This window comes from Pseudarthrobacter sp. CCNWLW207 (genome assembly GCF_037203945.1).
Classification (GTDB): domain Bacteria; phylum Actinomycetota; class Actinomycetes; order Actinomycetales; family Micrococcaceae; genus Arthrobacter.
On sequence record NZ_JBBCBS010000001.1, the window covers coordinates 323,085 to 348,869 of the forward strand.

The 25,785-nt window shown below is 63.7% G+C and carries 31 protein-coding genes; 19 read left to right on the plus strand and 12 right to left on the minus strand.

Annotated features, from left to right (window positions below):
- Positions 1-113 precede the first annotated feature (113 nt).
- The gene (locus V9L17_RS01320) at positions 114-317 is read right to left on the minus strand and encodes a cold-shock protein (RefSeq protein WP_066274236.1); all 204 of its coding nucleotides are present in this window, start codon (positions 315-317) and stop codon (positions 114-116) included.
- A 314-nt stretch (positions 318-631) separates the two neighbouring features.
- Here V9L17_RS01320 and V9L17_RS01325 point away from each other — a divergent pair, with 314 nt between their 5' ends.
- From V9L17_RS01325 to V9L17_RS01340, 4 genes are all read left to right on the plus strand, one after another.
- Complete coding sequence (locus V9L17_RS01325) at positions 632-1,018, plus strand: TfoX/Sxy family protein (protein ID WP_337350137.1); 387 nt, start codon at positions 632-634, stop codon at positions 1,016-1,018.
- A 5-nt stretch (positions 1,019-1,023) separates the two neighbouring features.
- A complete protein-coding gene (locus V9L17_RS01330; protein ID WP_337350138.1) occupies positions 1,024-1,803 on the plus strand; it encodes an alpha/beta fold hydrolase in 780 nt (259 codons plus the stop codon).
- 68 nt (positions 1,804-1,871) lie between these two features.
- A complete protein-coding gene (locus V9L17_RS01335) occupies positions 1,872-2,135 on the plus strand; it encodes a type II toxin-antitoxin system Phd/YefM family antitoxin (protein ID WP_337348376.1) in 264 nt (87 codons plus the stop codon).
- A complete protein-coding gene (locus V9L17_RS01340; RefSeq protein WP_337350139.1) occupies positions 2,132-2,536 on the plus strand; it encodes a type II toxin-antitoxin system VapC family toxin in 405 nt (134 codons plus the stop codon). The genes V9L17_RS01335 and V9L17_RS01340 overlap by 4 nt, the downstream gene beginning before the upstream one ends.
- Before the next feature lie 57 nt (positions 2,537-2,593).
- Here the strand turns inward: V9L17_RS01340 and V9L17_RS01345 are convergent, their stop codons facing one another.
- Complete coding sequence (locus V9L17_RS01345) at positions 2,594-3,250, minus strand: hypothetical protein (RefSeq protein WP_337350140.1); 657 nt, start codon at positions 3,248-3,250, stop codon at positions 2,594-2,596.
- Positions 3,251-3,390: 140 nt separating this feature from the next.
- Between V9L17_RS01345 and V9L17_RS01350 the strand changes: the two genes are divergently transcribed.
- A complete protein-coding gene (locus V9L17_RS01350; RefSeq protein WP_337350141.1) occupies positions 3,391-3,912 on the plus strand; it encodes an AAA family ATPase in 522 nt (173 codons plus the stop codon).
- Between the two features lie 59 nt (positions 3,913-3,971).
- On the opposite strand, the gene V9L17_RS01355 is transcribed toward V9L17_RS01350, so the two are convergent.
- Positions 3,972-5,168: a hypothetical protein gene (locus V9L17_RS01355; protein ID WP_337350142.1), complete on the minus strand. Its 1,197-nt coding sequence runs from the start codon at positions 5,166-5,168 to the stop codon at positions 3,972-3,974.
- Entirely contained in the window at positions 5,165-5,692 is a 528-nt protein-coding gene (locus V9L17_RS01360) for an RNA polymerase sigma factor (protein ID WP_337350143.1), read from the minus strand. Before V9L17_RS01360 ends, V9L17_RS01355 begins: the two co-directional genes overlap by 4 nt.
- A 167-nt stretch (positions 5,693-5,859) precedes the next feature.
- On the opposite strand from V9L17_RS01360, the gene V9L17_RS01365 reads away from it, so the two are divergent.
- Complete coding sequence (locus V9L17_RS01365) at positions 5,860-7,449, plus strand: alkaline phosphatase D family protein (RefSeq protein WP_337350144.1); 1,590 nt, start codon at positions 5,860-5,862, stop codon at positions 7,447-7,449.
- 57 nt (positions 7,450-7,506) lie between these two features.
- Here V9L17_RS01365 and V9L17_RS01370 read toward each other — a convergent pair whose 3' ends face one another.
- Positions 7,507-7,902 (minus strand): hypothetical protein, encoded by a 396-nt coding sequence (locus V9L17_RS01370; RefSeq protein ID WP_337350145.1) that lies wholly within the window; start codon positions 7,900-7,902, stop codon positions 7,507-7,509.
- A gap of 98 nt (positions 7,903-8,000) precedes the next feature.
- Positions 8,001-9,242: a S8 family peptidase gene (locus V9L17_RS01375; RefSeq protein ID WP_337350146.1), complete on the minus strand. Its 1,242-nt coding sequence runs from the start codon at positions 9,240-9,242 to the stop codon at positions 8,001-8,003.
- Positions 9,243-9,429: 187 nt separating this feature from the next.
- Between V9L17_RS01375 and V9L17_RS01380 the strand changes: the two genes are divergently transcribed.
- Both V9L17_RS01380 and V9L17_RS01385 read left to right on the plus strand, forming a co-directional pair.
- Positions 9,430-9,789 (plus strand): hypothetical protein, encoded by a 360-nt coding sequence (locus tag V9L17_RS01380; protein ID WP_337350147.1) that lies wholly within the window; start codon positions 9,430-9,432, stop codon positions 9,787-9,789.
- A gap of 58 nt (positions 9,790-9,847) precedes the next feature.
- Entirely contained in the window at positions 9,848-10,882 is a 1,035-nt protein-coding gene (locus V9L17_RS01385; RefSeq protein ID WP_337350148.1) for an AAA family ATPase, read from the plus strand.
- Positions 10,883-11,305: 423 nt separating this feature from the next.
- Here the strand turns inward: V9L17_RS01385 and V9L17_RS01390 are convergent, their stop codons facing one another.
- Positions 11,306-11,680, minus strand: coding sequence for a hypothetical protein (locus tag V9L17_RS01390; protein WP_337350149.1), 375 nt, complete (start codon positions 11,678-11,680; stop codon positions 11,306-11,308).
- A 161-nt stretch (positions 11,681-11,841) separates the two neighbouring features.
- Here V9L17_RS01390 and V9L17_RS01395 point away from each other — a divergent pair, with 161 nt between their 5' ends.
- Both V9L17_RS01395 and V9L17_RS01400 read left to right on the plus strand, forming a co-directional pair.
- Entirely contained in the window at positions 11,842-12,483 is a 642-nt protein-coding gene (locus V9L17_RS01395; RefSeq protein WP_337350150.1) for a response regulator transcription factor, read from the plus strand.
- On the plus strand, positions 12,480-14,228 hold the full coding sequence (locus V9L17_RS01400) for a sensor histidine kinase (RefSeq protein ID WP_337350151.1): 1,749 nt from the start codon (positions 12,480-12,482) through the stop codon (positions 14,226-14,228). The genes V9L17_RS01395 and V9L17_RS01400 overlap by 4 nt, the downstream gene beginning before the upstream one ends.
- Before the next feature lie 28 nt (positions 14,229-14,256).
- Here V9L17_RS01400 and V9L17_RS01405 read toward each other — a convergent pair whose 3' ends face one another.
- Together V9L17_RS01405 and V9L17_RS01410 are read right to left on the minus strand one after the other, a co-directional pair.
- On the minus strand, positions 14,257-15,132 hold the full coding sequence (locus V9L17_RS01405) for an NmrA/HSCARG family protein (RefSeq protein WP_337350152.1): 876 nt from the start codon (positions 15,130-15,132) through the stop codon (positions 14,257-14,259).
- Between the two features lie 118 nt (positions 15,133-15,250).
- On the minus strand, positions 15,251-16,600 hold the full coding sequence (locus tag V9L17_RS01410; protein WP_337350153.1) for a flavin monoamine oxidase family protein: 1,350 nt from the start codon (positions 16,598-16,600) through the stop codon (positions 15,251-15,253).
- Positions 16,601-16,815: 215 nt separating this feature from the next.
- Between V9L17_RS01410 and V9L17_RS01415 the strand changes: the two genes are divergently transcribed.
- The 8 genes from V9L17_RS01415 (at position 16,816) to V9L17_RS01450 (ending at position 23,020) form a co-directional block, all read left to right on the plus strand.
- The gene (locus V9L17_RS01415) at positions 16,816-17,541 is read left to right on the plus strand and encodes a hemerythrin domain-containing protein (RefSeq protein WP_337350154.1); all 726 of its coding nucleotides are present in this window, start codon (positions 16,816-16,818) and stop codon (positions 17,539-17,541) included.
- 125 nt (positions 17,542-17,666) lie between these two features.
- On the plus strand, positions 17,667-18,242 hold the full coding sequence (locus V9L17_RS01420; protein ID WP_337350155.1) for an HNH endonuclease: 576 nt from the start codon (positions 17,667-17,669) through the stop codon (positions 18,240-18,242).
- A 114-nt stretch (positions 18,243-18,356) separates the two neighbouring features.
- Positions 18,357-18,701: a hypothetical protein gene (locus V9L17_RS01425; RefSeq protein ID WP_337350156.1), complete on the plus strand. Its 345-nt coding sequence runs from the start codon at positions 18,357-18,359 to the stop codon at positions 18,699-18,701.
- Positions 18,702-18,867: 166 nt separating this feature from the next.
- Positions 18,868-19,392: a hypothetical protein gene (locus V9L17_RS01430; RefSeq protein ID WP_337350157.1), complete on the plus strand. Its 525-nt coding sequence runs from the start codon at positions 18,868-18,870 to the stop codon at positions 19,390-19,392.
- Positions 19,393-19,407: 15 nt separating this feature from the next.
- Positions 19,408-19,659 (plus strand): hypothetical protein, encoded by a 252-nt coding sequence (locus V9L17_RS01435; protein ID WP_337350158.1) that lies wholly within the window; start codon positions 19,408-19,410, stop codon positions 19,657-19,659.
- The gene (locus V9L17_RS01440) at positions 19,656-20,087 is read left to right on the plus strand and encodes a hypothetical protein (RefSeq protein ID WP_337350159.1); all 432 of its coding nucleotides are present in this window, start codon (positions 19,656-19,658) and stop codon (positions 20,085-20,087) included. Before V9L17_RS01435 ends, V9L17_RS01440 begins: the two co-directional genes overlap by 4 nt.
- 76 nt (positions 20,088-20,163) lie before the next feature.
- Positions 20,164-21,210, plus strand: coding sequence for a PDDEXK nuclease domain-containing protein (locus tag V9L17_RS01445; protein WP_337350160.1), 1,047 nt, complete (start codon positions 20,164-20,166; stop codon positions 21,208-21,210).
- A 736-nt stretch (positions 21,211-21,946) separates the two neighbouring features.
- A complete protein-coding gene (locus V9L17_RS01450; RefSeq protein ID WP_337350161.1) occupies positions 21,947-23,020 on the plus strand; it encodes an IS30 family transposase in 1,074 nt (357 codons plus the stop codon).
- Here V9L17_RS01450 and V9L17_RS01455 read toward each other — a convergent pair.
- The 3 genes from V9L17_RS01455 to V9L17_RS01470 form a co-directional block, all read right to left on the minus strand.
- Positions 22,971-23,783: an IS3 family transposase gene (locus V9L17_RS01455; RefSeq protein ID WP_337350162.1), complete on the minus strand. Its 813-nt coding sequence runs from the start codon at positions 23,781-23,783 to the stop codon at positions 22,971-22,973. The two genes, V9L17_RS01450 and V9L17_RS01455, sit on opposite strands and share 50 nt — an antisense overlap.
- Positions 23,784-23,830: 47 nt before the next feature.
- Positions 23,831-24,313, minus strand: coding sequence for a helix-turn-helix domain-containing protein (locus V9L17_RS01460; RefSeq protein WP_337350163.1), 483 nt, complete (start codon positions 24,311-24,313; stop codon positions 23,831-23,833).
- Between the two features lie 414 nt (positions 24,314-24,727).
- On the minus strand, positions 24,728-25,402 hold the full coding sequence (locus V9L17_RS01470) for a haloacid dehalogenase type II (protein WP_337350164.1): 675 nt from the start codon (positions 25,400-25,402) through the stop codon (positions 24,728-24,730).
- A 226-nt stretch (positions 25,403-25,628) separates the two neighbouring features.
- Here V9L17_RS01470 and V9L17_RS01475 point away from each other — a divergent pair, with 226 nt between their 5' ends.
- Entirely contained in the window at positions 25,629-25,784 is a 156-nt protein-coding gene (locus tag V9L17_RS01475) for a hypothetical protein (RefSeq protein WP_337350165.1), read from the plus strand.
- The last annotated feature ends 1 nt before the right edge of the window (position 25,785 follow it).

Genomic DNA, 25,785 nt, shown 5'->3' on the forward strand with positions numbered 1-25,785 from the left:
CACCCTGGAGGACACAGCCGCTAAGCCGGTGGGCGAACAAAAAAGCAGGGCCGGTCAATGACCGGCCCTGCTTTTGAAATATGAAACCCTAAGGCCCCAGTTTCTCTAAAGAATTAGAGGGACTGGATGTTTACGGCCTGGGGACCCTTGGGGCCCTGCTCGGTTTCGAAGGAGACCTTCTGGTTCTCTTCGAGTGAGCGGAAGCCGGAGGAAGCGATCGCAGAGTAGTGTGCGAAAACGTCCTGTGAGGAGTCATCGGGGGAAATGAAGCCGAAGCCCTTTTCAGCGTTAAACCATTTGACGGTACCAGTAGCCATTATTTTTGTCCTTCGTGAAGATGGAGGAAAAGTCCCGACTTTCGGGTCCTCCGGTGTGGGGTGTTCAAAACCGCTACTTCAGAAGAACGCGGACTTTCGACCGCGCGTACTGCCTGAACTACCAACTGCATAAACACAACAACAAAATCAACTGTACAGGAGTTTCCGGACAGCATTTACCACCCGCCCATCCACGGCAGGTGCCGAGCCTCCGGCACCCGGGCCAGGCACCGCCGTCGGGCCCTATACGCAGCGGCAGCGCGGGCATATCCTGCCAACAGATCCAGCGCACCACTACCCCGGGGAGAAGAATCATGGAGATGCCCAAAGCGTCCGATGCCGACAAGGAACGGTTCCGGGCGGCGGTTCCGGACCATCCGGACGTGGTGGTGAAGCCGATGTTCGGCAACCTGGGGGCGTTCGTGAACGGCAACATGTTCGCCGGGCTGTTCGGCCCCGTCATCGGCGTGAAGCTCGCCGAGGCGGACAGGGTGGAGCTGGAAAGCACGGAGCGGACGGTCCCGTTCGGGCCGGCCGAGCGGCCCATGGCCGGCTACAGCGGGTTGCCGGAAGTGTGGAATGCAGAGGGCGACGGCGACGACGCGCGGGTCCGCGCCTGGGTGGGGAAGGCGTTCGACCATGTCGCTACCCTGCCGCCCAAGGAACCGAAAGCGCGCAAGCCCAAGGCCGCCGGGAAGTAACTGCGATGCAACCGATCCGGGTCATCCTGCTTCCGGGTGCTGTCCTCCCCGCAGAGCCGGCGTACAACGCCTTGATCAAAGCGCTGGGGCCCGATGTCCAGGCTGTCGCCAAGGACCTCGAGCTCTATGCAGGCGACGAGCCTCCGGCGGATTGGACCCTGGACACAGAGGTTAACGGCGTGCTGCGCGAAGCCGATGCCCTCGGGTGGGAGACATTCCATCTGGTGGGGTACTCCGGTGGCGGCGCGGCGGCGCTGGCGTTCGCCGCCAAGCACGCTGACAGGCTGCTCAGCCTGGCGCTGCTTGAGCCCGCCTGGGCCGGGAGCTGGGACTGGAGCCCAGCCCACGCGGAGCTCTGGAAGAAGTACGAGCAACTGGAGGCACTTCCGCCGGAGCAGTTCCTGTCCGCTTTCATGCGGCTGGGAGTCAGGCCCGACGTCGTCCTGCCGCCACCGCCCGAGGATCCCCCGCCGCCGTGGATGGCCAAACGGCCTGCAGGAATAAAGGCGTTCCTGCGGACCTTCAAAAGCTATGACTTGGAGCGGGAACGCTTGGCCGCCTTTCCCCGGCCTGTGTTCCTCGCCCTGGGCGGCCTGAGCAACCCCGACGACTACGGCGAGATTGCCAGCCGGCTGGCAAGGGTGTTCTTCCCGGACTTCCATCTGGAGGTGTTCCCCAAACGCCATCACTTCGACCCACCCCACCGGATCGAGCCCGAGCGGCTGGCTGATTTGCTCCGGCGGCACTGGGAGGCTGCGGAAGGATCGAGCCCGGCTGCGGCTTGAGATGCTGCGGACATGCTGATACTTACATTCCGGCCCCTCCGGTTGCTACGATTGCTACGGAGGCAATCATGACAACCATTCCGCACCGGGAGCTCCGTAACCAGAGCAGCAAGATCCTCGAACGCGTAAAAAACGGCGAAACAATCGATGTCACTAACAATGGCGAGATCACTGCGACGCTGATCCCGCCGTCGGCCTCGCCCTTTGAACGTCTGCTCCTGGCAGGCCAGGTCCGCCCGGCAATGGGGCCTGTCGACTTCCGCACCCTGCCGCGCGTTACCTCAGAATCGAGCACGGCGGAGATTCTAGACGACCTTCGTGGCGACCGTTGATCATTTACGTGGATACCTCGGCCGTCCTCAAGGTGGCGGTGGAGGAAAGCGAATCGGCAGCCACGGCGGAGTACTTATCGGCAGCTGGATCTCGGAACGACAGGCTGGTGGCTTCAATGCTGCTCTACACGGAGCTCCACTGCGCAGCGCACCGGCGTGGTTTGCCAGGCGAGCTGGTCAATGCGGCACTCGGCGGCATCAATCTTGTTGACATCGCACGGTCCGATCTGATGTATGCGGCTGCCCTGCCTGGCAGGCTGCGAAGCGCTGACGCCATTCATCTGGCATGCGCAATCCGCCTGCAGGCTGATCTTCTCGTGGCCTACGATGCAGAACTCCTGGCCGCCGCTGTTGATGCGGGCCTGAACGTCCTGTCGCCAGGTGCGGGCTCCCGGCCGTAACCGGCAGTTGGTTCACTCTCCCTCCACGGATTGCTCCGTGCTTTCGTGCGGTATCCGCTACCCCGGGAACCCAAAGCAGGGGAAGAACTCCTCCACACCAGGCCGGGCGATTTCGATGCAGCGCGCCTTCACTTGTTCCAGCACTGCGTTGCTGTCCGTACCCGAAACCGTCAGTCCGTTGACCGTGACCGACACGGTTGCCGTGGCGGCGCGCCTGAGGTTGTTGTCCACAGAGTTGACGTTGCCCAGACCCGGGATGTTCTCGTGGGAGCTGAGGGTGCTGTGCTCAAGCGGGCCGGTGCCGGTCCACGTCGCCGAGAGGCTGATGGTGACGGGGTTGCCGTCGCCGTCGGTACCAGCCAGTTGCGTGTTGATGGAGGCGCTAGTCAGTCTCGGATCAGCCTCCAGGGGTGCGAAGTTCTGGCCGTCAGCCTGGAACAGCACCACCCCGCGGCCGGGTGCCGCGCAGACGTCGGAGATGCGCACGAAAACGCTGGTCAGGCCCTGCTTGTTCACGGGACCGGGCTGGGCAGCGAACATCCCCGACATGGAGGAGACGAAGATCTCCGTCCGCTCGCAGCCGACAGTTTCGACCACCGCCGCAGAGGCATTCGTCGACGAAATGGTGTGGTAAATGTTGGGAGCGGCCCCGGCCGGTGCTGCACTCAGGGCCACCATGGCCGCCGTGGCAAGTCCGATAAGCAAGCGTTTCATGACGACTCCTTTGTCCGCTTCTCTCAGGTTAGGCCTCCCAAATAAGGCAGTCCATAGCGAGGCCTGGCGGTAGACGTGAGGGACCCCGGGAGTAGTGAACAGCCCTTGTGTTGGGCTGCTCGGTGTTAGCGTTTGGTGCCATGATCGTATGGCTCAACGGCACCCACGGTGCCGGCAAAACGACAACGAGTGCCCTTGTTCAGCAGCTCATTCCCGATTCGAGAGTGTTCGACGCCGAAAAGGTTGGTGAAACTCTCATGGACATCTCTCCCGGCCTGCCCGCCACGGACAACTTCCAGCACTGGCCGCCATGGCGACCCCTCGTCGTGGAGACCGCCAAGCGCGTACTTGACTACACTGGCGGCACGTTGGTGATGCCCATGACCGTTTTGGTAGAAGAGTACTGGCGCGAAATTAGCGACGGCCTAGCTCAACATGGCATTCCGGTACGGCACTTCGTGATCCATGCCGACCAGGACACCCTTTACGCCCGGATAGCTGCGGACCATCCCATCCCTTCCCCATTCCGACTCGGCTATCTGGAACCATATGCCGAAGCTGCCCGAACCTGGCTCCACGCTGAAGCAGAGGTCATCGACACCACCCACCTCACGCCCTCCGAGGTAGCCCAGCAGATCGCAGAGGCCCTGAGAACTGAATAGCTCGATGGCGAGCCCTGTCAAAGATTCGGTGCTGACACCATCATCCGGGGCGCCTGGGATCAGGGCGTGGGCAGCGCTACACCGCGGCCCTTCTGGAACGGGCTGCCTCCTTCCCGTTCCGGCCAAACGTCGAAAACGGGAAGGGTCTCACCCCCGCACGACGCGGTCTCGGCGGTCAGCTGCCCCTTAACCAGTGGACGCGTATCAAGGTCCGCCATGTTGATGAAGCCCCATTCGTTGAGGATGACCGCCTTGTTGGCCAGCGTTGTCCCGTAGTAGGAAACGCGGCCCTCAGCGTCGACCATCAGCGGTGTGACCTTCGCGGTGAACCCCTCCGGCCAGCGCAGGAAGACCTTCTGAGTACTGTTCGCAAAGGTGAAACAGGCCTCCGAGGGAGAAACATATCCGCGTACCTCGCCGTCCCTCGTTCCGTCTGCAGCCTGCGTGCCCCAGATGGTATCGGGGGCAGATGCAGCCCAGGAACCGCCGGGGTGGGTGGCCACGGGCACGTCCCCAACGGGGGCCACATTGATACGCGCCCGCAGGTCGTCACCAATCTCCACCGGCTCGTCGGTGACGGGATCCACAGTGGCGGCCGTCCTGATGTTCTGGATCTGCAGCAGCGTATGAGGTGCCTCCATCAGATGCAGCCCGCCGTCGGCATCCTTGGCGAAGAACCCCAGATAGGTAAAGGGTGCTTCCTCCTGGCTATCCCGCCAATGAAGCGAACCATTGATCGCGCGCTCAGCTGGTGCCACGTCAACTGTGGTTTCACCCGGGGCCAGATCGCCTTTCAGCACCTGACGCACGTTGACGGGTTCGACGCCGAGCCCTGCCCCGAGTTTCCGGGCCGCATTGGGCAGTGCCTCCAGGACAAGCACTCCGTCTGCCGAGACGAAGAGGTCGTGAAACGGTCCGGCGGGAGGGGCCGGCTCCGGCGCGTTGGTGGGAGCCGGCGAGGGAGGTGAGACGGATTCGGTGGCGGCCGGTGTTTCCACCGGGGCCGTTTGCAGGAAGTTGGCCGTGAGGACGGCTGCGGCCACTGCGGCTGCTGCCAGGAAAGCTCCAGCCGTCCGCGAACGCTTCGCGGTAGGCCTTCTGTAACTTCCCGAGTCGCCTGCAAAGATATGGGTCACGTCGGATTCCATGAACGCCAGGCTTCGGGAACGGCTGCGTGCCAGTTCGGGCTCGGTGACGTCCGCTGCGGGGTCGGCGGAGAGGATGCGCTGCTCGTCGGCAGCAGAAAGGTCCTTCATCGCATGTACTCCTCTGACTCTCGTTCAGCCTGAAGCAGGCGGCCGAGTGCTTTCCGTGCCCGGTGGAGGCGCATCCTGATGGCTGTCGCGGTGGTGTTGAGCAGATCGGACAATTCGTTGGAGGTAAGTCCATCCCAGTACGTGAGCAACAGGACCTCCCGCTCGTCGGGTTTGAGGCGACCCAGCGCATCCCGGACGGAACCGTCGGTGTCGCGGGCCTGCTCCGTTCGTTCCAGCTGGAGCGACAGCATGAGATTGGCCGATCGGACGGCGGACCTTAGGTGATTGCGCAGAACGTTCTGTGCCACCCCGAAGAGGAACATGGCTGAGAGTTCTTCCTTCTCGCCCGATTTCTCCCACGCGATCCTAAAGACTTCCGCGCACAGATCCTCAGCGGTGGAAGGGCTCTCCGTGCGGCGGCGGAAGTAGCGGTAGATGCGATCATGGCAGGCCGCGTGGGCCGCCATGAACCGCTTTTGTCTGTCCAGTTCCACGCGCTCCCCCAAATGCGTTTGCAAGCTCATACCCGGTTAATGTCCGGCAGCCCGGCAAGTGTAACGGGGCCCTGTGATTTCCACGGGCCGAAGCTCGTCATGCCGCAAGGGCGAGTCGACAGGTCTTGTCACGCAGTTAACCACCCATTCACAAAGGCCTCAGACACCGTCCAACAGGCTTCCGTATGTTCGAAGCCATGGACAACATTTCACGCAGATCCCTGATTTCCGCCGGCCTCGGGGCCGGGCTGGTCGCCGCCCTGCCGAGTGCCGCCGTCGCCGTTTCAACAGCGGACGACGCCGGTCTCCGCACCGATCCGTTCATGCTCGGCATCGCCTCCGGCGAGCCGTGGCCGGACGGCTTTGTGATTTGGACCCGGCTGGCGCTGGATCCCTTGGCCGAGGACGGCCTGGGCAGCATGCCCTCCCGCAGTGTCGCCGTCGAATGGGAAGTGGCCGAGGACGCGCGCATGCGCACCGTAGTAGCCCGCGGCGTCGAAACCGCCAGGATCGAAACCGCGCACTCCGTGCACGTGGAGCTGAAGGGCCTCCGGCCGGGACGCGAATACTTCTATCGGTTCCGCACCGGTCGGCACGTCAGCGCGGTGGGCCGCACGCTCACCAGCCCGGCGCCGCACGAGACGCCGACGGCGCTGGCCATGGCGTTCGCCAGTTGCTCGCAGTACGAGCACGGCTACTTCACCGCCTACACCCGTCTCGCCGAGGACCACCCGGATCTCGTGCTGCACCTGGGCGACTACCTGTACGAGTACAAGAAGGGCAGCTACGTGATCGGCGGCGGCAACCCGCGCGACCACCAGGGCCCCGAGACGTCCAGCCTGGCCGGCTACCGGCAGCGGCACGCGCAGTACAAGTCCGACGCCGACCTGCAGGCCGCGCACGCGATCGCGCCGTGGCTGGTGGTCTGGGATGACCACGAGGTGGACAACAACTGGGCGGACGAGATCCCGGAGAACACGGACGCCGCGCAGCTGAACGACACCACCGAGCGGTTCCGGCAGCGCCGCGCCGCAGCGTTCCAGGCGTACTACGAAAACATGCCGCTGCGTGCCTCGTCCGTGCCGGCCGGGTTCGACATGAAGATCTACCGCACCATCCAGTGGGGCCAACTGGCCAACTTCCACATGATGGACACCCGGCAGTACCGCGACGACCAGCTCGCCGGCGACGGCTGGCAGAAGAACGTGGCCGAACGCCTGGCCGAGGACCGCACCATCACCGGCGCCGAGCAGGAGAAGTGGCTGCTGGACGGGTTCAAGAATTCGACCCAGCGCTGGGACATTCTGGGTCAGCAGGTGTTCTTCGCCGAACGGGATCGGGCCCAGGCGCCGGAGGTCGACGACGTCTCCATGGACGGGTGGGACGGCTACGCCGCATCGCGGCGCCGCATCACCCAGGGCTGGGTGGATGCGGGCGTCCGCAACACCGTGGTTCTCACCGGCGACGTGCACCGTAACTGGGCAAACGACCTCAAACTCGACTACAAGGACCCTGCCTCCCCCGTGGTCGGCTCGGAACTCGTCTGCACCTCCATCACCTCCACCGGCAACGGCACTGGCTCCACCACCGACCCGGTCATGGCCTGGAACCCGCACCTGAAGTTCTACAACGACAATCGCGGATACGTGAACACGCGCATCACTAAGGACGCTTTGACTGCTGATTTCCGGGTCCTGGACTACGTCACGACGCCGGGATCCCCCGTCAGCACGAAGGCCTCCTTCGAGATCCAGGACAGGGTGCCGGGGCTGGTGGCGCGCGGTTAAGCTCCGCAGAGGGACGACGGGCGTGCGGGAAGAATGCCAGCGTTTTAGATGGCGCCTTTAGGGCTGGGGGTATTGCTCGCGCTTCTTTATAAGCGCCTCGAACTCCTCGTCCCATGTCCTGGCCAGGAACCGGTTGTATTCGCGGTCCTTACGAATGAAGTCGGGAGGGGCGAATTTGACCGGCGGCGGGATGATCGCTGGCGTTGGGGCGGGTGCCGGCTTCCTTGCGGGAGGCCTTGCGGCCACTGTTCTGGGCACCCGCGGAGGCGTGATTGTCGGTGGGCGGGGTCGACGGCGGACTTGCTTCGGCTGGCTGGTAAAGACGATGCCGAACCAGATCGCGGCCGCCAACAGGAGCAGCCATGGATAGGTGACGACGATCCAAATCAGGATCACCACGAACCAAAAAACCGCCACTCCCAAGCCGTCGGACCCGTCTTGCTTTTTGGGCATTCACCTCACCGCCGAGATGTCATTTGCCCGTCATTCTATCGCGATCTAGGGGTTGCCCCTAGGGCAACCCAGCGGCAAATGGTCGGCTGGCCCCGCGACTACCGGACGGCGTTGTAGGCGTTCACGCGGCCATGCTTCCAGTGCGTTCCGGTGCCGGAAATGGCATCCGCCGTTAATTCAACCTTGGCCCGGACCTCCGCGCTGGTCGCGTCAGGATTCCTGCTCCACACAAGAGCCGCTGTGGCCGCGACGATCGGTGATGACATTGAGGTGCCGTTGCCGACGTCGTAACCCCGTGACCGGTTGTATTGCGATTCAAGGACGAACTCGTGGTTGGGGAACGTTGAGTAGACGTTGACGCCAGGTGCTGCGATGTCCACCCAACTGGCGCCGTATGTTGAGAAGGATGCCTTGGCGTCTTTGTTGTCGGTAGCGGCGACGGCGATGACGTTCGGGTAGGCACCCGGGTAGATCTTGGTCTGGTTGCCTCCGTTACCGGCTGCGGCGACCAGCACCACGCCTTTGCTCCATGCGTTGTTGACGGCTGTTTCGAGAGTGCGTGACGCCCGCACTCCGAGGCTCATGTTGATCACCTTGGCACCATTGCTGACCGCCCAGTTGATGCCGCTTGCAAGCCCTGAGCTGGATCCGATCCCGCTGTCGTTCAGCACTTTGCCGTCCAGGATGGTGCACTCCGGGCAAGTACCGGCCACGCCTTGTGTGTTGTGAGCGGCGGCGACGATGCCGGCCACGTGGGTGCCATGGCCGTAGTTGTCATCGCCGGTTTCACCGGTGGTGAAGTTGGCCCGGGCGCTAACCTTCGGTGTGATGTCGGGGTTGTCGTTGGCGACTCCTGAATCGAGCACGGCGACCCTTATCCCGGCCCCCTTCGTGAACGTCCAGGCTTCGACGGCGTCCACGTCGCCGTCTGCCTTGCCTGCGGCTACGGTCAGTGTGCCGGCGGTGTTGGTGAAGGACTGTCCAGTATTTTGCAGGGCGTACTGGCGGCTGAAGTACTGGTCAGCTGTGGCCGGAGTGACCACGTGGTCCGGCTCGGCGTACTCAACGGCGGGATTGCGGTTCAGGGCTTCAATGAGTTGAAGCTCTTTGCCGGCGGGAGCCTTGATCAGCTGGGCGCCTGTGCTGCCGATTCCGGGCCCTTCGCTCAGTCCGTGCTGCCGCAGGGTGTCCGCTGCCGCGCGGTGGTCGCGGAATTTGACCATGATCTGGCCAACGACCTGTGATGGGTCGGCCGGTGCCGCGTTACCGGCTACCGCCGAGTTGATTGCACCGAAGGCCATCATTGCCGCCGCGAACCCGGCCAGAACTGTTCTTTTCATGGGGGTATCTTGCTCCAACAGATGCCCAGCCGGATAGGGGCAACAGGCAGATCGCCCTACCTAATCAGAACGGTGACCGAACCGCCGGGGGTGAGCGCCGCCGTCGTACTTTCCGAGGGCAGGCAGTACATCCAAAGGATGCCGCTGAGGCCTGCTCCAAGCGGGGGGCAGGTGGGTAAAATGGACCATGTTGGTCTTTCTTGCCCTCGGGTGGCTGGCATACGTCGGCTTCCTTCTTGCCGCACTGGTCCTCGTCGGCATCATCTGGGTCCTGGGCAATCTCGTGCTCTGGATCGCGGACCTCAAGCCCCGCCTCACCCGGCGGAGGCCCGCTGTCCGAAAGCCTGTTGCAAACGCCAGACCGAAGCCGATTGTGGCCTCTGTCCGCGACCGGCCGGAAGCCCACGTCGCGACCGATATCTGGCCCAAGTGGACCCCGGCACGCAGGCAGTACATGGAGCGCGAGCTGTCCCTCTGGCAGGAGCAGTTCGACGCCCTGGCCTCCCGGACGCAGGGGGCCAGACCGCGGCCCCAAGGCTCGGCTTAGTTGATGCTGGTGAAGCCAACCCCGCCCCCGGCCGGGCATCGAGTACTACAGTGGATGCATGGCTGCCAGCCGCAATCCGCTCGATGACCTGCGCGAAACCATCGGCCATCTGACCGACCAGCTCAGGCTGCACGGTTCGGAGCGCGTTGACGACCTGGTCGGCGATCTCATCGGTGCGAGACCCGGGCCGGCCCGGCCGCTGTCCGAAGTGCAGGCCGAGCTCGACGCTCTGGTCGGACTGGAGACCGTGAAGGAACAGGTGCGGGCCCTCGTCGCACTGCTCCAGGTCCAGGCCCGCCGTAAGGCGCACGGCCTGCCGGAGGTGGCCACATCACAGCATCTGGTGTTCCTCGGAAACCCGGGCACGGGCAAGACCACCGTGGCGCGGCTCCTGGCCGAGATGTACCGCGCGGTTGGTCTGCTGCAGAAAGGCCACCTGGTCGAGGTCGACCGTTCAGGCCTGGTGGGGCAGTACGTCGGCGCGACCGCCATCAAGACAGACCGGGTGATCCGGCGTGCACTGGACGGCGTCCTGTTCATCGACGAGGCCTACGCGCTTGCTCCGGAGGACGGCCGGATGGACTTCGGCCCCGAGGCGATCGAGGTCCTGCTCAAGCGGATGGAGGACCACCGCCACCGCCTGGTCGTGATCGTGGCCGGGTACCCGCGGCTGATGGAGTCCTTCTTGCTCTCGAACCCCGGACTGCGCTCCCGGTTCGCGCGCGAGATCACGTTCCCCGACTACTCCGTCGACGCACTCCAGACGATCTTCCACCAGATGCTGGCCCAGCACGAGTACACGCTGGAGCCGGGTGCGGACCAGATTCTGCGCCGCATCTTCACCGGGCTCCACGCGGGCGAGGACTCCGGCAACGCACGCTTCGCCCGCACGCTGTTCGAGCAGGCGCTCAACCGCCAGGCGCTGCGTTTGTCGCGCGACGAGCAACAAAGTCTCGACGCGCTTGATCGTGAGGCCGTCATGACGCTCACCGCGGACGACATCGTCGAGGCCGCGCTGGCTTTGGGCGAGGAGCCGGAGCCGGAACCGACGCCGGAACCGGAGAAGTCACGCTGGTGGCGTTGGCTGGCCTGACCTGATCTGACCCGCAGTCGGGCCGCTAACACGTTCCGGACGAATAGGTTAGGGCCATTGTGCGGTGTGAGGGCGGACGACAAAAATCCTGCCGGGGAGGGGTCCTGGTCGCACTGACTAGCGTCAAGGGCAATCCAATGACGGACTTCTTCACGCTGTTCCCGGGACGCCCGTTCCCGAGACACTGTAGCCTGCGCAGCGAACCGCCTTCGTCCTGGCAGGCCGAGCAACGGCGCGGTGGTTGCTGTGCTGAAGTCGGCGGCGCGGTCGAGAATGGTCACCACGACGGGCCGGGCCTCAGCCGCGAAGAGCCGCTTGATCTGCACCCGTCCGGCGAAGCAACCACGGCGCCGATCCCGCCTTCGCGACCGGAGCAATGGCCGGGCACGAAGGCGATAAGGACCATGGCGACTGCGATCAGACTCAGTCCAGGACCGGCGTCGTGCGGCGCCCCGGCGAGAACATGAGCACGACGGCCGCGATCGTGAGCAGCACGGCTACGCCAGCCAGCAGCTTGATAACTGCTGGCACGTCGACGAAGAACGCCGGCAGTGCGGTGAGGGTCATGATGATGATCGCGCCGGCCGCGACGCGGAGCGCGGCGCGGTTGCCGGTACGCCACGTGATGATCACGGCGACCAGGCCAACCAGGCCGAGCCCGCAGTCGACGATGAGGATGCCGATCGGCGGGCCAACCTGGCCTTCCGGAGGGGGAAACAGCACGCCGACGACGTTCAGCACGCTGTAGAAGCCGGCCAGCAGGAGGCCGACCTTCTGCCGTTTCGATGTGGTTTTCATGGTTGCTCCTCGGGTGGATGGATGAAGCGGACAACTCCACTCTCGGCTCGCGCCGCTTCCGTCCACGAGGGACGGCCTCCCCGTCCATTTTCCCGCGGATCCCCGGCGATAGGGAGGAATTTCCCGGATCAACCGGGAGCGTACGCGCCCATAATGGGTTCATGAACCTCAGGGTGCTGATCGCGGACGACCATCCTGTCGTCCGCGGCGGGCTCCGGGCGCTGATCGAAACCCTGGAGGGACTCGAGGTGGCCGGCGAGGCAGGCGACGGCGAGACCGCCGTGCGGGAGGCACAACTCCTGCGGCCCGACGTCGTACTCATGGACGTCCGGATGCCCGGTATCGACGGTGTGGAAGCCACCCGCCGGATCCGTGCCGCGGTGCCGGAGACGGCGGTGCTCATGCTGACCATGTACGACGACGACGCTACCGTTTTCACCGCGATGCAGGCCGGAGCCCGTGGCTACCTGCTCAAGGGAGCCGGGCAGGAGGAGATCGTGGCCGCCATCCGCGCGGTGGTCACCGGGCAGGCGATCTTCGGACCCGGCGTGGCGGCACGCATACTGGGCTACTTCACTGCACCACCCACACCACGGCCCGCCCCCTTCCCGGAACTCACCGCGCGCGAGCGCGAGATTCTCGACCTGCTGGCGTCAGGACGGCGTACGACGGCGATCGCCGAGGCGCTGTTCCTCTCCCCCAAGACGGTCAGCAACCACCTGACCAGCATCTTCGCCAAGCTCGAGGTGTTGGACCGGGCCGCCGCGATCATCCGCGCCCGTGAAGGCGGGCTCGGCACGTGACCGCCTCTCCTGGGCTGCTCGCGCTGGCCGCCCTTGGTTTGAGCACGGCCATCAGCGGGTTGGCGTTGCTCGGCGTTCGGCGGGTCCGGCCGAGCGCCGTCCTCATGGTCTTCGCAGGACTGGCCATCATCTCGGGGGCCGTTCTGGAAGCGACGGGGGGAAGCAACGCGCCGCGCCTGGCCTTCACCATCGGCGGCGCGTTGCTGGCGCCGCTCGCGCTGACCGCGTACCCGGCCCTCGCCTGGCGTCACCCGGTGGACTTCGTCTCGCTGGTGGTGATCGGAGGTTCGGGCATCCTTGCGGTAGTTTGGGCAGAGAGCGACGCGGTTGGCACCGCGATGGTCCTGGTGATCGCCTGTGCCCTGATCGCGCACACCTGGTGGAAGATCGAACGTGCCTCGGACGGCGACCGGTGGGCCCTCAAGTGGATGGCGCTCGCGGGGTCACTGGTGGTGATAACCATGTTCATCACCCCGTTCCTGCAGCTCGGCACCGTGGGAGAGGTGATCGCCTACCTCGCCATGAGCACCGTCGCGCCGGCGCTGTACGTCGGGGTCCGCCGGCCCGAGGTGGTCGATGTCAGGGGCCTGATGGTGCGGTTCGTGGTTTTCGTTACCGCGGTGGTCGGCTACGTGGCCCTCTTCATGACCGTCGAGTCGCTGGTCGAGGTCCTGGGCGGCCGCGTCCCGCCTCCGGGCACGCTGGCGATCATCGGCGCCCTCGCGGCGACAACGTTTCATCCGCTGCAGGTGGTGCTGCGGGCCGTTGTCGACGAGCTCCTCTTCGGGGCGCGGCCGGACCCGCTGGGGGCGGCTACCCGGGTGGTCGGCCACATCGGCGATGACCCGGTGCTCGCACTGCGGGCGATCCGCGAGGCACTGGTCCTCCCGTACTCTGCGCTCCGTCTGGACGGGAAAACTGTCGCCGAGTCCGGGGCAGAGGTCACCCACACCAGGACGCTCCCGCTGGCCCTGGGCCCGGACCGGCAGGGGGAACTCGCGGTGGGGCTGCGGCCCGGTGACCTGACCCTGTCCGCGGCTGACAGCCACGTGCTCAGCATGGTCGCGCCTCTGCTGGCCCAGACCTTGCGCGCCCGGGCACTGGCCGACGAACTGAGGGAGTCACGCGGCCAGGCCATCACCGCAATCGAGGAGGAACGCCGTCGGCTGCGCCGCGACCTCCACGACGGCCTCGGCGCCCGGCTCTCCGGGATAGCGTTCACGTCAGACGCCTTACGCAATACCCTGCGCACCGACCCTTCCGGAGCAGAGGACCTGCTGCGGACCCTGCGCCAGGAGACAGTGACCGCGCTCGAGGACATCCGGGGGCTGGTCTACGCGATGCGTCCACCGGCGCTCGACGAGCTCGGTCTCGTCACCGCCCTGCGGCAGCAGGCACTGGCCCTGCGGACTCCTGACGGGACACCACTGCGAGTCGATCTGCGCGCAGATCGGTTGGAGGCGCTGCCCGCGGCCGTCGAGGTGGCGGTCTACCGCATCGTCGTCGAGGCGCTGACCAACGTGGCCAGGCACTCCACGTCGACTAACGCGACGGTCAGCCTCACAGTCCGCGAGGAGGCCCTGGAGATCGAGGTCACCGATGACGGGAGCACCGGTGCGCCGTGGCAGGCCGGCGTCGGAATTGCCTCCATGGGCGAGCGTGCGGCCGAGCTGGGCGGCACGCTCTCCGCCGAGAGCACCCCCCGGGGCGGGCGGGTGCATGCAGTGCTGCCAATCCCGCCGTGACCGATGCGGCCGGCGTCCTGCTCCCCCGCTACCTTGGCAGTTGCGCCAGCCAGTCCCTAATGGTTCGGGCCTCCGGCAGGATCTCGCGGGTCACCTGGGTGCTCATGTCGAACTGCCCTGTCCGCAGCCACCGCCACATTGTGGTGAGGTCCTTCCCCACGAACCGTTCAAAGAGCTTCTCCGGCATCGGTAACCCACGCGGTCTTCGCCCAGTCCGTTCCTGCCACATACTGCGGCACTCGTCTATTGACCGCACGTCTGATGCCAGTCCCAGCACTGCACCGCTCCACCGTTCCGGGTCGGCGAACATCCGGGCGGCGATGGCACCCAGATCGTCAACGCATAGCCAGCCCACCGGCCGGGACGGGCCCATCAGCTTTGGCATCAGATGCCAGGTGGAAAACTGCGGATAGTAACCTTTGTCCGTCATCAGTTCCATGAACGCCATGGGCCGCAGCACGGTGAGCGGCAGTCCCAGTTCGCGGAAGCGCTGGGCGATGACCAGCTTCGAATCCCAGGAGCCAACGCCTGTCGGTTGGTCGCTGACGCCTGCCGCCCCGTACACCACATGGCGTATACCGGCCGCGGCTGCAGCCTCCGCCACGTTCCGGCCCTGCCGCACTTCTGCCTCGACCCCGATTGTCTGCGGGTTCTGGACGTTGAAGAGCCCGTAGGCCTCCCGGAACGCCGGCCGTAGAGAACCTGGATCCTCGGTGTCCGCCTGCTGGACCTCGGCCCCGAGCTCGAGCAGCGCCTGCGCAGCGTCGCTGGACGGAGTCCTGGTCAGGGCACGCACCTGCCATCCGTCGTTGAGGAGATGCCGGACCACAGCCGCCCCCTGCCGGCCCGTCGCGCCGATCACTGCAACCACACCGGGAGTACTCCCGCCAGAGGAAGAAGCCATGGCTTAGTATCCCACTTGGGCCGAGGGTTTGACCTGGGACGGCAGCAGTAGTCCGTGCCTCGGGCAGCAGCTCATCGGGCGTGTGGCCAGAAGCTGTCCGGATAGATGAGGACGCTGGTCACGAGAGTTCCTTGAGTATCTCGTCGGCGGCTCGACGGCCGGAGCGGATGGCACCGTCCATATAGCCGTTCCAAACCGTGGACGTTTCCGCACCTGCCCAGTGGATCCTGCCCACAGGTGCAGCGAGGGCCGGACCGTACTGGGTCCAGGCGCCCGCGCCGAGCCGCCCACCGTAGCAGCCGCGGGTGAACTCCTCAGCTGTCCAGTCCTGCTCGACGACGTCGAACGGGTGAGCCGCTTTCGGGCCGAAGTACTTCACCAGCGCAGCGATGACGAGCTCCCGGCGCTCCGCTGCGGTCATCAGGCTCGCGGTGCGGGCGTGGGCGCCCTCGAGGAAACCGACCAACACCCCGCAGGAGCCGTCGTCCGGGCTGTTGTCCAGGACGATGTTGAACGCGTCGTCGAGGCTGAGTACCGTTCCACTCAGTCCGTCCTCGCGCCAGAACGGGGCGTCGTAACCGACGTGGAGCTTGATCACGGCCCCGGCCGGCATCTGCTGGGTGAGTCCGTCGCGCAGCGCTGGCAGCGGCGGGACGTAGCGCAGCCGGCCGGCCAGCGTCTGCGGTATGGCGACGACGACGCGCTGGGCCGTGACGCTGCCGCCGTCGTATTCGACAACTACGCCCGTCCCATCCTGGCGGATGGTCCGGACCACGGCATTGAGCCGGACCGCGTCGCCCAGTTCGGCGGACATCCGCTCGGAGATTTGGTGCGTGCCGCCGACGACGCGGCTCTCCTGGGCACCTCCTGTTATCGTCATCAGCGCCTCAAGGCTGGTGCCGGACTTGACGTAGAAGAGGAAGTGCAGGAGTGAAAGCTCCGGAGATTCGGCAGAGAACAGGACCGGCACGAGCAGGCGGAAGAACCTCAGCGCAATGTTGTCTTCGGTGTTGGCGACCAGCCATGCGTCCAGCGTCTGCCGGTCCAGGTCCTCGGCGCCATCAGTTTCCCACGGTGCCTCAATCGCGACCGTCGAGGCGAGGATCTCCAGGTTCTCCCAGAGCCGGCCGACCTCCATCGCTGACTCGGGCGGGAGGCCGAAAGTCTCGTCGGCGTTTGGAACCACGTGGCCGTCGAAGACGGTCAGGGCGTCGCCCTCGTCGAAGCTGGGGAAGGTCTTTAGGCCCAGTTCGTTGATGAGCTCGAGCACAACGTCCTGTGTCGGGCCCACCCATTGGCCGCCCATCTCCACCGGCACTCCGTTGCTGAGAAAGCCTCCCAGTGTGCGGCCGGCCACCCGGCCGCGCGCCTCCAGCACGGCAACTGTCCTACCGGCCGCAACCAGCTTGCGGGCTGCACTCAGGCCGGCCAGGCCCGCGCCCACGACGACGACATCCACAGCGTGCATCTGCGATCCTCCACATCGATCCAGCCGCATGTATGACTTAGACAAGAGCTTACGACTGCTCCTGCACTACCGTCCTGGGATATTCGCTTTATCGAACAGCAAGACACGGCGCGCCACCGCTAGCCTCGGGCCATTGTGCGGCGTTAAGGGCAGGCGATACCATGCTGCCGGGGAGAGATCTTGGTGCCGGATAACGACCGTAAGGGGCCCCCAAATTGACCGACTTCTTCACCATGAATCCCGGCGAGATCGCGGCTCCCGTGCCGCCCGGGCCAGTGCTGTGCACCGGAACGGCAGGCATGCGGCGCATTCACCGCGTCTTCTTGTGGGCATACGACGAAGCGCCCGGCCTCGTGCGTTCCGCCGCGCCCGGCGACACGGCCCGCGCCGCCTACGTTGGCGAGGTGCTGGGGAACTTCGACAAGTTGCTCCACATCCACCATGAGAGCGAAGACCTGCTCATGTACCCGCAACTGGCCGAACGGGCGCCGGCGTGCGCTCTGCACGTAGAGCAGATGCTTGCCCAGCACCGGCAGGTCACACAACGGCTCGAGGTCATCGAGCCGTTGCGTCTTCGCTGGATGGAAACGGCGGACGCCGAGGCAGGCGAGGAACTCGCCGGGCTCTACGAGGATCTGTCGACTGTCCTCAACGTGCACCTGCGCCGGGAGGTCACTGAGGTGATGCCCGCCGTCGACAGGGTGATGACCCAGGAGGAGATGAAGGCAGCCGCGGAGCACGGGAGCAACCAGGTCAGCAACAAGTTCCTGGTGGGATACCTCGGGATGGTGCTGGCTACCAACCCACCGGCAGACCGGAAGGAACTGTTCAAGGAAATCCCCGCACCGGTACGCCTTGCCTACCGTCTCATCGGACGCAGGATGTACCGGAAACAGTACGCGACGCTCTTCCCGGGACGCCCGATTCCCGAAACGCTTTAGCCTGTGGGGGTGCGGCCTGACTGTTGGCAGGCCTAGGCGTCCATCGCCGTGCCAGGGCGGTACGATCTGTCTCACCGTCGGGCACTCGCTTCGTCGGCATTCCATGGTTGTGAGGGGACGACGCGATGGTTGAACTGAAGCGAATCTATTGGAGCCGGATGGCACTTCGCGGCGCGTTATTGGCGGTGACCATTTGGTTGTTCCTCACTTTTGTCTCGGCAGTCATTCCAAAGGCGGGTGGGGACATCGTGTCGGGACCGTCCTCCGGAATCGGTGTTGTGCGCGGCCTCTTCGACGGCGTCGCAGCCACAGTCATGCTCCCGGCCGTGTTCGTCGTGCTCCTCACAGTCGTTGCCGCCGTGACTAATGCCCGCGACGTCCGGCGCCGTGACCTTGCTCGGCGCTTCAGCAGGCAGCAGCGGCGTGAGGGCATGGCCCGGGCTGGCGGCCAGTGCGAGATGGAGGCGGGGTTCCGGCGCCGATGTTCACGGCCTGCCGAGCACGGCGACCACTTCTACCCGTGGTCCAAGGGCGGATCCACCAGCCTGCAGAATTTTGTCGCTGCCTGCGCGCGGTGCAACCGTGCCAAGAGCGCCAGGATTCCCTCGCCTGGCCAGCAGGAAAGAATTGAACGACGACGGCGGAACTACGTCACGCCCGATGGTTCCGTCAGCGTCGGCGAACGGCAGCCGCTCCGCTAACGGGCGGTGTCCTGCCCCGCAAATGAGCTAACCGCAGCCGCTCCAGGTCGGTGGTGGACGCAGTCCATTTCCGCATAGTCTGGCCGGGGCCACCGGCCGTCGCTACCATAAGTCATGACCAGGCAAGACCCACTGGAGTACCTCCGCCAGACCTTACAGCGCCGCCGCCAGGCTGAACACGTCGATATCGAGCAACAGCTCGAACTGGCCACCGATGTGCAGGCCACCTTCAAGGCAATGCACCAGGCGGAGCAGTCGCTGTATCAGGCTCGCCGACGTTATATCGACTCCTTCAAAAGGGCCATCCGTGCAGAATGGAAAGCACATGAACTACGGGAAGCAGGATTTCCAACGCCGAAGGTTTCGGTCCTCAAGCGAAGAATGGATTTGCGTTACCTCATGACGCCCCAAGCTGACGCTGACACTCAATCCTCGAACGGAAACACGCCGGAAACCTGAGTTGTCGCAGCCTGTCGGCAAAGACAGACTAGACAGTGCAAGCGCAGAACAGGCTCCCGGCCGCAGCGAGCCGCTTTCGTCCTGGCCCGCCGAGCAAGGGCGTCTGGGATAGGCTCGCTTGGGACCGGGGCACGCCTGGCTCCGGCTGTAAGGGGCGGGGAATTCATTGGATCTATTGGGCGGCTTGGGCCGCGACGAACTCCGCATCATTCCGTGGATTGCCGCCGCCGTCTTCGCGCTTGTGGCTGGCCTCTGGCGTCCCCGCAGGCTTCATTGGACTGCGCTTGGTTCCGTCCTGCTGTTCGCAGCCCTCAACGCGGGTGCCGGCATCTATGTCCTGAACCATTTCCGTGATTCTCGCTGGTCCGAAGGAGGGGAACCGCCGCTGACCGTCCCCTCGTTCTCCGGGACACCAATCGTGGGCCAGTATCTGGGCCCCTTGGATTCCGCGTTGAACGGCGTGGTCGGTGGCGTCAACGAGTTCCTGGCATTCAAGCAGGCGCTCCCCATAGCGCTGGACCTCCTGGCCGTGTCCGGCTGGGCCCTGCTGCTGGCGTTCCCGCTCGCCGTTGTCGCCGCCGTCGTCAGTTACGCCGTGGCTCGGCGCCGAGCTGCTGCCTTTGAAAAATACCGCGCCACCGTAGACCTGCTCAAAGAAGAGCTCGAGCAGGTCAAACGGCAGATCTCGTAAGTGAGTTTCATTGACATGGCGCCCCCTGCAGAGGACACGCGCTACGGCAGCGACACACACGACGTCGGCGCTGACTCCGCCTACCTGGAGTCAGGGATCCAGACCATCACCACCGAGAAAGCCCGGCAGGCCGCCCTGGCCCGCGGCCAGGAAGAGACGCGCAAAGCAGCCGCCGAACACGAGAAGGCCATGCAGCTGCTCGCAGCGGCCCGCGCAGAAGAACTCCAAGCACAGGTGACTCGCACTTCGCGGATCCCGCCTTCGTGAAGGCGGCCAAGGAGATGCACGAGGCCAAGCTCCTGGCCGAGGGCGGTTTCAAAGGCTCCGAGCGGATGTCACTGGAACAGCGGTACGAACGCGCCGAGAAGGACCTCTTCACCCGCATGGAAGGACTCGGCCGCGAGATCGAGAACCGCGTCACCGGCAACGACAGCAGCCGGCTCAAAGACCAGGGCCTCAAAGCAGAGACCACGTCGGCGGCCGACTACGGCTCCGCTGAGCACCACGAGAAATTCGCGGGATCCCCGGCCAATTTCCGGCGCCAACGAAAACCAGATTCGCGGCCGCCTAGCCGCGGCCCGAAGCGAGGGGACACACCCCATCGCAGCCATCACCCCGGGTTATGGCGCCGCCAAGGCCAGAAAGACCCGCAGCGGCGCAGCCATGGGGGCAGCCATGGGGGCAGAACGAGGTAAAGGCGGCCGCAGCCGGTAACCCAACGGCAAGGGGACCCGCCGTGCCATGTCCGTGGCCATCGATAGGATCGAAACCATGACTGACGCCCGTGACCTTGCCCTCCCCAACGGCTACACCGATCTCCTCGGCGAGCTTAAGAACCGTGTCCGGGCAGCCCGTATACAGGCACTTCGCACCGTGAACACCCAGCTCATTGAGCTGTACTGGTCCATCGGGAAAACCATTTTGGAACGCCAAGAGATCGAGGAATGGGGGAGTAAGGTCATGAGCCGGCTGGCCGATGATCTTCGGGCGGAATTCCCTGAGATGAAGGGCCTCTCTCGGTCCAACCTGTTCTACATGCGCGGATTCGCCGCGGCTTGGCCGGAATCAATTGTCCAACAGGCTGTTGGACAATTGCCTTGGGGTCACATCACGGTGCTGCTTGATAAACTCGACACCCTGGAGGACCGATCCTGGTACGCTTCAGCGGCCATTGAATACGGGTGGTCCCGCAACGTCCTGCTGAACATGATCATGAACAAGGCCCTGGAGCGCACCGGGGCGGCGCCCTCAAACTTTGTCCAACGGCTTGTTGGACCAGACTCGGAACTTGCGCAGCAGGTCGCCAAGGATCCCTACAACTTTGAATTCCTCGGCCTCTCCGGAGAAGTCGCGGAACGCGACCTCGAGAATGCCCTTACCAGCAGAATCACGGAGACCCTCCGTGAACTGGGTCCCGGTTTCTCCTTCGTCGGCCGCCAAGTGCACTTCGACGTTGACGGAGACGACTTCTACGTAGATCTCGTGTTTTTCCACATTGAACAATCCCGCTACGTCGTCATCGAACTCAAAACGGGTAAGTTCCAGCCCGAATACGCGGGGAAACTCAACTTCTACGTTGCCCTCGTCGACGACGTACTCCGCCGCGACTTCCACAACGAAACCGTCGGCATCCTCATCTGTGGAACGAAGAACGACCGCAGCGTCCGCTACAGCCTCGGCCGCTCCACCTCGCCTATGGCTGTTGCCGCCTACACCTACGACAAGCTTCCTATCGCTGAACAGCAAGCCCTGCCAAACGAGGGCCACCTCGTGGCCGCGCTCGACTGGGCGGAACCTGATGAAGGTTCTGAAGTCTAAAATTCGGTGCTAGTGCGCTTAATGGAGGAAAAACATTGGACAGCCAACGGCAAGATCGTCAAATAAAGGACATTTTCGACCTCATGTCCGATAAGTCGTCTACATCAAACCACATGCCCTTTTTGGGGGACGAGGGGCACGTGGTACTTGGGAGTTTTTCAGAGTCAATCTAGCGAGCGAGAGCCGGACCGGCGGTTCTCTAATTATTTTTGGCCTCCTCGGCCAAGACGATCTCGACCAACGCGCGGCATTTGATGCGGCCTTGAGCTATGCGAATGACGTTTCTTACCTCCTATCGGCTCGTTCGGCACGATCACGGTATTCGTCCGTTGCCAGCCAGACAAATGCCAGGATCCTTCGACTGCTACAGTCTGTCGCTTGCAGATGGTCTGGTTATCTCGGATCCTGAACAGTTATCCATCCATGCGAATCACACGATGGACATCTGGGCCAAACGGTTTCTTCTCCCGACGGTGATGAGGTTTCCAGGCCGCGAAGTATCGAAGGAATCCGAAGGGTGATGGCCGCGTAAATCGTACGGAGGCGAGGAAAGCAGTTGCCCGCGATTTGGCTTTGCTTTCTTAGGGAAACGCACACCAGTCTCAACTGGGCGGTTTCTCACAAACGTCGCAACACCGACGGAAAGTGGTGTTGATTCATGCGCAGTTCGACGCGCCGATCGAGGAAAATGGGGCCTCCGGGCTTGGTTGAGAAGAGGCCCTTGTATGTTCAGCTCATGAAAGAAGGGCACTCCAACCGGGCAGCATGCAAGATTCTTGGGATCAACCCCAACACGGGCCACCGGTGGTTGCATGGCCGCAACGGGGTGGAGGGCTTGGTGCAGCAAGGCCTGGATCCGAGGCCTCGTAAGGCGGTTCCTGCGACAGGTGGGTCCAGCCGCTATTTGTCAGAGGACGAACGGATTTTCATCGCCGACCGTCTGCTGGTTCGGGCGAGTCTGCAATCCATCGCTCGTGATCTTGGCCGGTCACCGTCCACAATCAGCAGGGAGCTGGCTCGGAATCGTCCCGACTCACGTCGCTATCATCCGTTCCGCGCCCAGAAAATGGCACAGAAGAGAAGGCCGCGGCCAAGGCTGGCCAAGCTTGCCGGCGATGACGAGTTGCGGCAATACGTCGTGGAGTGCCTGTCGAAGCGGTGGAGCCCTCAGCAGGTCTGCCGGGCCCTGAAGGAACGGTTTCCGGGAGAGAAACACCGGCATTTGGCGCATGAAACGGTCTACCGTGCGCTTTACCATCTGAGCATCCGCCCCGTTCCAGCGGGGTCTGCCCGGTTGCTGCGTTCGGGTAAGTTCAGCAGGCGGCCGCGGTCCAGAACCAAGGTGAAGCCACGCAAGTACATTGCTGATGCTCTGAAGATCGGTGACCGCCCAGCCCACATCGCTACCAGAAAAGAAGCAGGCCATTGGGAAGGCGACCTCATCATGGGAAAGGGGAACAAATCAGCGATAGTGACGCTGGTGGAACGCTCTTCCCGGCTCCTCATCGCCTTTGCGCTCCGCCCAGGCAACAGGTCCGATAACATGCGTGACCAGCTCATTGAGGCCCTGAGAGTCCTGCCGGCCACGTTGCGGAGGACCTTGACGTGGGACCGTGGCTCCGAGATGGCCAAGCACGCCGAAGTCACTGCGGCGCTGGGGACGCTCGTGTACTTCTGTGATCCGGCCAGCCCCTGGCAACGTGCTTCGAACGAGAATGCCAATGGCCTGCTGGAGTGGTCCCTAAATGTTGGACTCCTAATTAAACGTTACGGGGGGCGAGCTTGTGGGCGAGGTATTCGTCGGGGCTGAGGTAGCCGAGTCTCCGTTGTATTCGGGTGCTGTTCCACCAACGCAGATACTCGGTTAGCCCGATGTGGAACTGCTCGATGGTCCTGGGTTGCTGGATCCGGAACCATTCCTCTTTGAGGTGGCTGAAGAACCCTTCCATGGAGGCGTTATCCAAGCAGGTGCCCTTACGGGACATTGATTGAGTCAGCCCGGCTTCGCGGAGCGTGTCCTGCCAGAGCGGATGCCGGTACTGAAATCCCTGATCTGAATGGACCAGGGGTCGCTCGTTCGGAGCGAGGCCGCTGATCGCATTGCGAAGGCCATCGGTGACCATTTTGACGCTCGGAGACGGACCTGCCATGACAGAGACGATCCGGTTGTCATGGAGATCAAGGACCGGTGAGACGTAAACCTTGGAAGTACCCACCGTGAACTCCGTGACGTCGGTGGCCCATTTGGTGTGTTTGACCGCAGTCTCGAACTGGCGGTTCAACACGTTATCAGCCGTCTTACCGACCTCGCCGCGGAAGGAGTTGTATCTGCGCCGGCGACGCACCGGGCTTTGCAGGCCGAGCCCACGCATGAGCTTCAGCACGGTCTTCTTCGACACTGTCCATCCTTGTCGCAGCAGCATGGCCAGGACGCGTCGATGCCCGTAAGCGCTTCGCGCCTGCGTGAAGACCTGACGAATGGCTTCTTTGAGTTTCTCGTGCCGATCCGGCCGGGTGAGCCGGTTGCGGTGGTCGTAGAACGTGGACCGGGGAATCTTTGCCAGGTGCAGCAACAGCGGTAACCGGTGGTGGGCCTTGAGATCATCGATCGCTTGAACTTTCAGCGTCGTTCCTGTGCCCTCAAGGCCCGCAATTTTCCCAGGTACGCCACCTCCGCACGTAACCGCTCGTTCTCCCTTCGGAGTTGCTCGACCTCGCTCTCGGGTAGTGGATTCTCGCGATTGACTGGTGGCCGGCCCCGCTTCTTCGGGCGTAAGCCGTCTTCACCGTCGCGCCGGTAAATTCTGGTCCAATTCGTGACGGTGCCGGGAGAGGGAAGGTCATACTCCTTGGCCAGGACGCGTCCGGATACGCCCTGAAGATGACGCCGCACGATCAAGAGCTTGGTCTCGATGTCGTACTGCTTACGGTCTCTTGTCATCAGCGCACCCGATCCTCGAACCTGCCATCGTTCATACAACATTTGGACAGGGTTGGGTGCTAAATCAAGAGTCAGCGCGGCGGACTTCGCAGTCAGCCCTTGCTCGAACAACTCAATAGCCGACACTGCATCGGAGTGACCCAACGTGCTTCTCAAGTACATCTGACTACTCCCTGAAGAAGGATCCTTGATTGGGTGTCCAACTTCCGGGGACCACTCCACTGCTCCGCCAGTACTTTCGTAAGGGTGCAGACCTCAGCACGGTAGAACAAGCTGAAGTTCGCTTCGCCGCTGATGAGATCAACGGACGGCCGCGAGCCGTCCTCGACTGGGATAGCGCAGCCGCGCGCTTTGCTTCCCTCCAAACCGTTGCTGCACTTCAGAGCAAGGCGGTTTCCGATGGCACTGAAAACACGGCTCGGCTGCCCACAGCCGGGGACAATTCAATAGGGATATCCACCGCTACGGCGACCAGGGAGCTACCCCACCGGCTCCCAATTCCAGCCGTGGAAAACCCGAATTGACCCCAACCGTGGACAGCGGAAGACAGGCTGGAGCTTCCTGTTGATCAGTCCTTTAGAGACCGAGGTGCTTGTTGAGTTCGTCCAAGGACTTAACAGTGGTGAGGTCGTAGCCCGGGCCAATGGGGTCATAGCCACGGTCCAGCATGACGAGGTTCCGGAAGCCCATGTCGTGCATCGGGTGCATGTCGTAGCGGGTGTGTGAGGAGACGTGCAGGAAGTCCTCCGGCTTGGCGTTCAGGGTGTCGAGCATGTACTCGAAGGCCTGGTAGCGCGGCTTGTAGGCCTGGGCCTGCTCAGCGGTGTAGACGGCGTGGAAGTCAGCGCCTAGCTTGGGAATGCTGATGTCCAGGAAGCTGGTGTCCGCGTTGGACAGAGCCACCAGCTTGTAGTTATCGCCCATGAGCTTCAGCGGAGCCGGCACGTCTTCGTGGGCAACCCAGCCGCGTACAGCCTCGGCGAACGCTGCGCCGGCGCCTTCGGTCGGCCCAATGCCCCAGCGCTTGCACACCCGGTCAAAGGAATCCTGAAGGATCTGCTCGTAGGGCTTGTAGTCACCAAGGACCTCGTCGAACCGGTACCCGCGGAACTGCTTCTTGAAGGTGGGCCACTGCTCCTCAGAGATACGGCCATCCAAGAGACGACGGGTGGTGGGGTCAATGTCGAAGTTGATGAGAGTGCCGTAGATATCAAAAGAGATGTACTTCGGCCGGAAGTTCGTGTCTGCCATGATTCGTCCGTTCGTTTGGAAGTTGCATTTGGGCTGCCCTTGCTGGGGCGGGAGTGCGTGAACTGCCGAGTTCCGTAAGTTTTCTGGAACTCCATCTGCACTACATGCCCTACTGTAGGACACTTTGTAGTCAAACTCCACCAAAACTGCTACGGTGTCCTAATGTAGAACACTTTGGCGCACGATGTTTTGTCGCGTCCCCTTTTTCCAGCAAGGAGATTCCGTTGTGACCATCCCCAGTAACAGCCCGTCGCGGCTGATCATGGAGGTTTTCAGAGCCATTTCGCCGTCCGTTGCCGTCCGGAAACAACAGGTCGAGCGCTCAGAGGGAATGCCCGGCTACCCCCAGGCGCAGTATCTCTCCGCCGGCCTTGAGGAGTGAA

Bases quoted from the DNA above. Each gene is read 5' to 3' on its own strand.
- V9L17_RS01320 (WP_066274236.1), bottom strand. From the start codon at position 317: ATGGCTACTGGTACCGTCAAATGGTTTAACGCTGAAAAGGGCTTCGGC.
- V9L17_RS01325 (WP_337350137.1), top strand. From the start codon at position 632: ATGGAGATGCCCAAAGCGTCCGATGCCGACAAGGAACGGTTCCGGGCG.
- V9L17_RS01330 (WP_337350138.1), top strand. From the start codon at position 1,024: ATGCAACCGATCCGGGTCATCCTGCTTCCGGGTGCTGTCCTCCCCGCA.
- V9L17_RS01335 (WP_337348376.1), top strand. From the start codon at position 1,872: ATGACAACCATTCCGCACCGGGAGCTCCGTAACCAGAGCAGCAAGATC.
- V9L17_RS01345 (WP_337350140.1), bottom strand. From the start codon at position 3,250: ATGAAACGCTTGCTTATCGGACTTGCCACGGCGGCCATGGTGGCCCTG.
- V9L17_RS01350 (WP_337350141.1), top strand. From the start codon at position 3,391: ATGATCGTATGGCTCAACGGCACCCACGGTGCCGGCAAAACGACAACG.
- V9L17_RS01355 (WP_337350142.1), bottom strand. From the start codon at position 5,168: ATGAAGGACCTTTCTGCTGCCGACGAGCAGCGCATCCTCTCCGCCGAC.
- V9L17_RS01360 (WP_337350143.1), bottom strand. From the start codon at position 5,692: ATGAGCTTGCAAACGCATTTGGGGGAGCGCGTGGAACTGGACAGACAA.
- V9L17_RS01365 (WP_337350144.1), top strand. From the start codon at position 5,860: ATGGACAACATTTCACGCAGATCCCTGATTTCCGCCGGCCTCGGGGCC.
- V9L17_RS01370 (WP_337350145.1), bottom strand. From the start codon at position 7,902: ATGCCCAAAAAGCAAGACGGGTCCGACGGCTTGGGAGTGGCGGTTTTT.
- V9L17_RS01375 (WP_337350146.1), bottom strand. From the start codon at position 9,242: ATGAAAAGAACAGTTCTGGCCGGGTTCGCGGCGGCAATGATGGCCTTC.
- V9L17_RS01380 (WP_337350147.1), top strand. From the start codon at position 9,430: ATGTTGGTCTTTCTTGCCCTCGGGTGGCTGGCATACGTCGGCTTCCTT.
- V9L17_RS01385 (WP_337350148.1), top strand. From the start codon at position 9,848: ATGGCTGCCAGCCGCAATCCGCTCGATGACCTGCGCGAAACCATCGGC.
- V9L17_RS01390 (WP_337350149.1), bottom strand. From the start codon at position 11,680: ATGAAAACCACATCGAAACGGCAGAAGGTCGGCCTCCTGCTGGCCGGC.
- V9L17_RS01395 (WP_337350150.1), top strand. From the start codon at position 11,842: ATGAACCTCAGGGTGCTGATCGCGGACGACCATCCTGTCGTCCGCGGC.
- V9L17_RS01405 (WP_337350152.1), bottom strand. From the start codon at position 15,132: ATGGCTTCTTCCTCTGGCGGGAGTACTCCCGGTGTGGTTGCAGTGATC.
- V9L17_RS01410 (WP_337350153.1), bottom strand. From the start codon at position 16,600: ATGCACGCTGTGGATGTCGTCGTCGTGGGCGCGGGCCTGGCCGGCCTG.
- V9L17_RS01420 (WP_337350155.1), top strand. From the start codon at position 17,667: ATGGTTGAACTGAAGCGAATCTATTGGAGCCGGATGGCACTTCGCGGC.
- V9L17_RS01425 (WP_337350156.1), top strand. From the start codon at position 18,357: ATGACCAGGCAAGACCCACTGGAGTACCTCCGCCAGACCTTACAGCGC.
- V9L17_RS01435 (WP_337350158.1), top strand. From the start codon at position 19,408: ATGGCGCCCCCTGCAGAGGACACGCGCTACGGCAGCGACACACACGAC.
- V9L17_RS01445 (WP_337350160.1), top strand. From the start codon at position 20,164: ATGACTGACGCCCGTGACCTTGCCCTCCCCAACGGCTACACCGATCTC.
- V9L17_RS01450 (WP_337350161.1), top strand. From the start codon at position 21,947: ATGAAAGAAGGGCACTCCAACCGGGCAGCATGCAAGATTCTTGGGATC.
- V9L17_RS01460 (WP_337350163.1), bottom strand. From the start codon at position 24,313: ATGTACTTGAGAAGCACGTTGGGTCACTCCGATGCAGTGTCGGCTATT.
- V9L17_RS01470 (WP_337350164.1), bottom strand. From the start codon at position 25,402: ATGGCAGACACGAACTTCCGGCCGAAGTACATCTCTTTTGATATCTAC.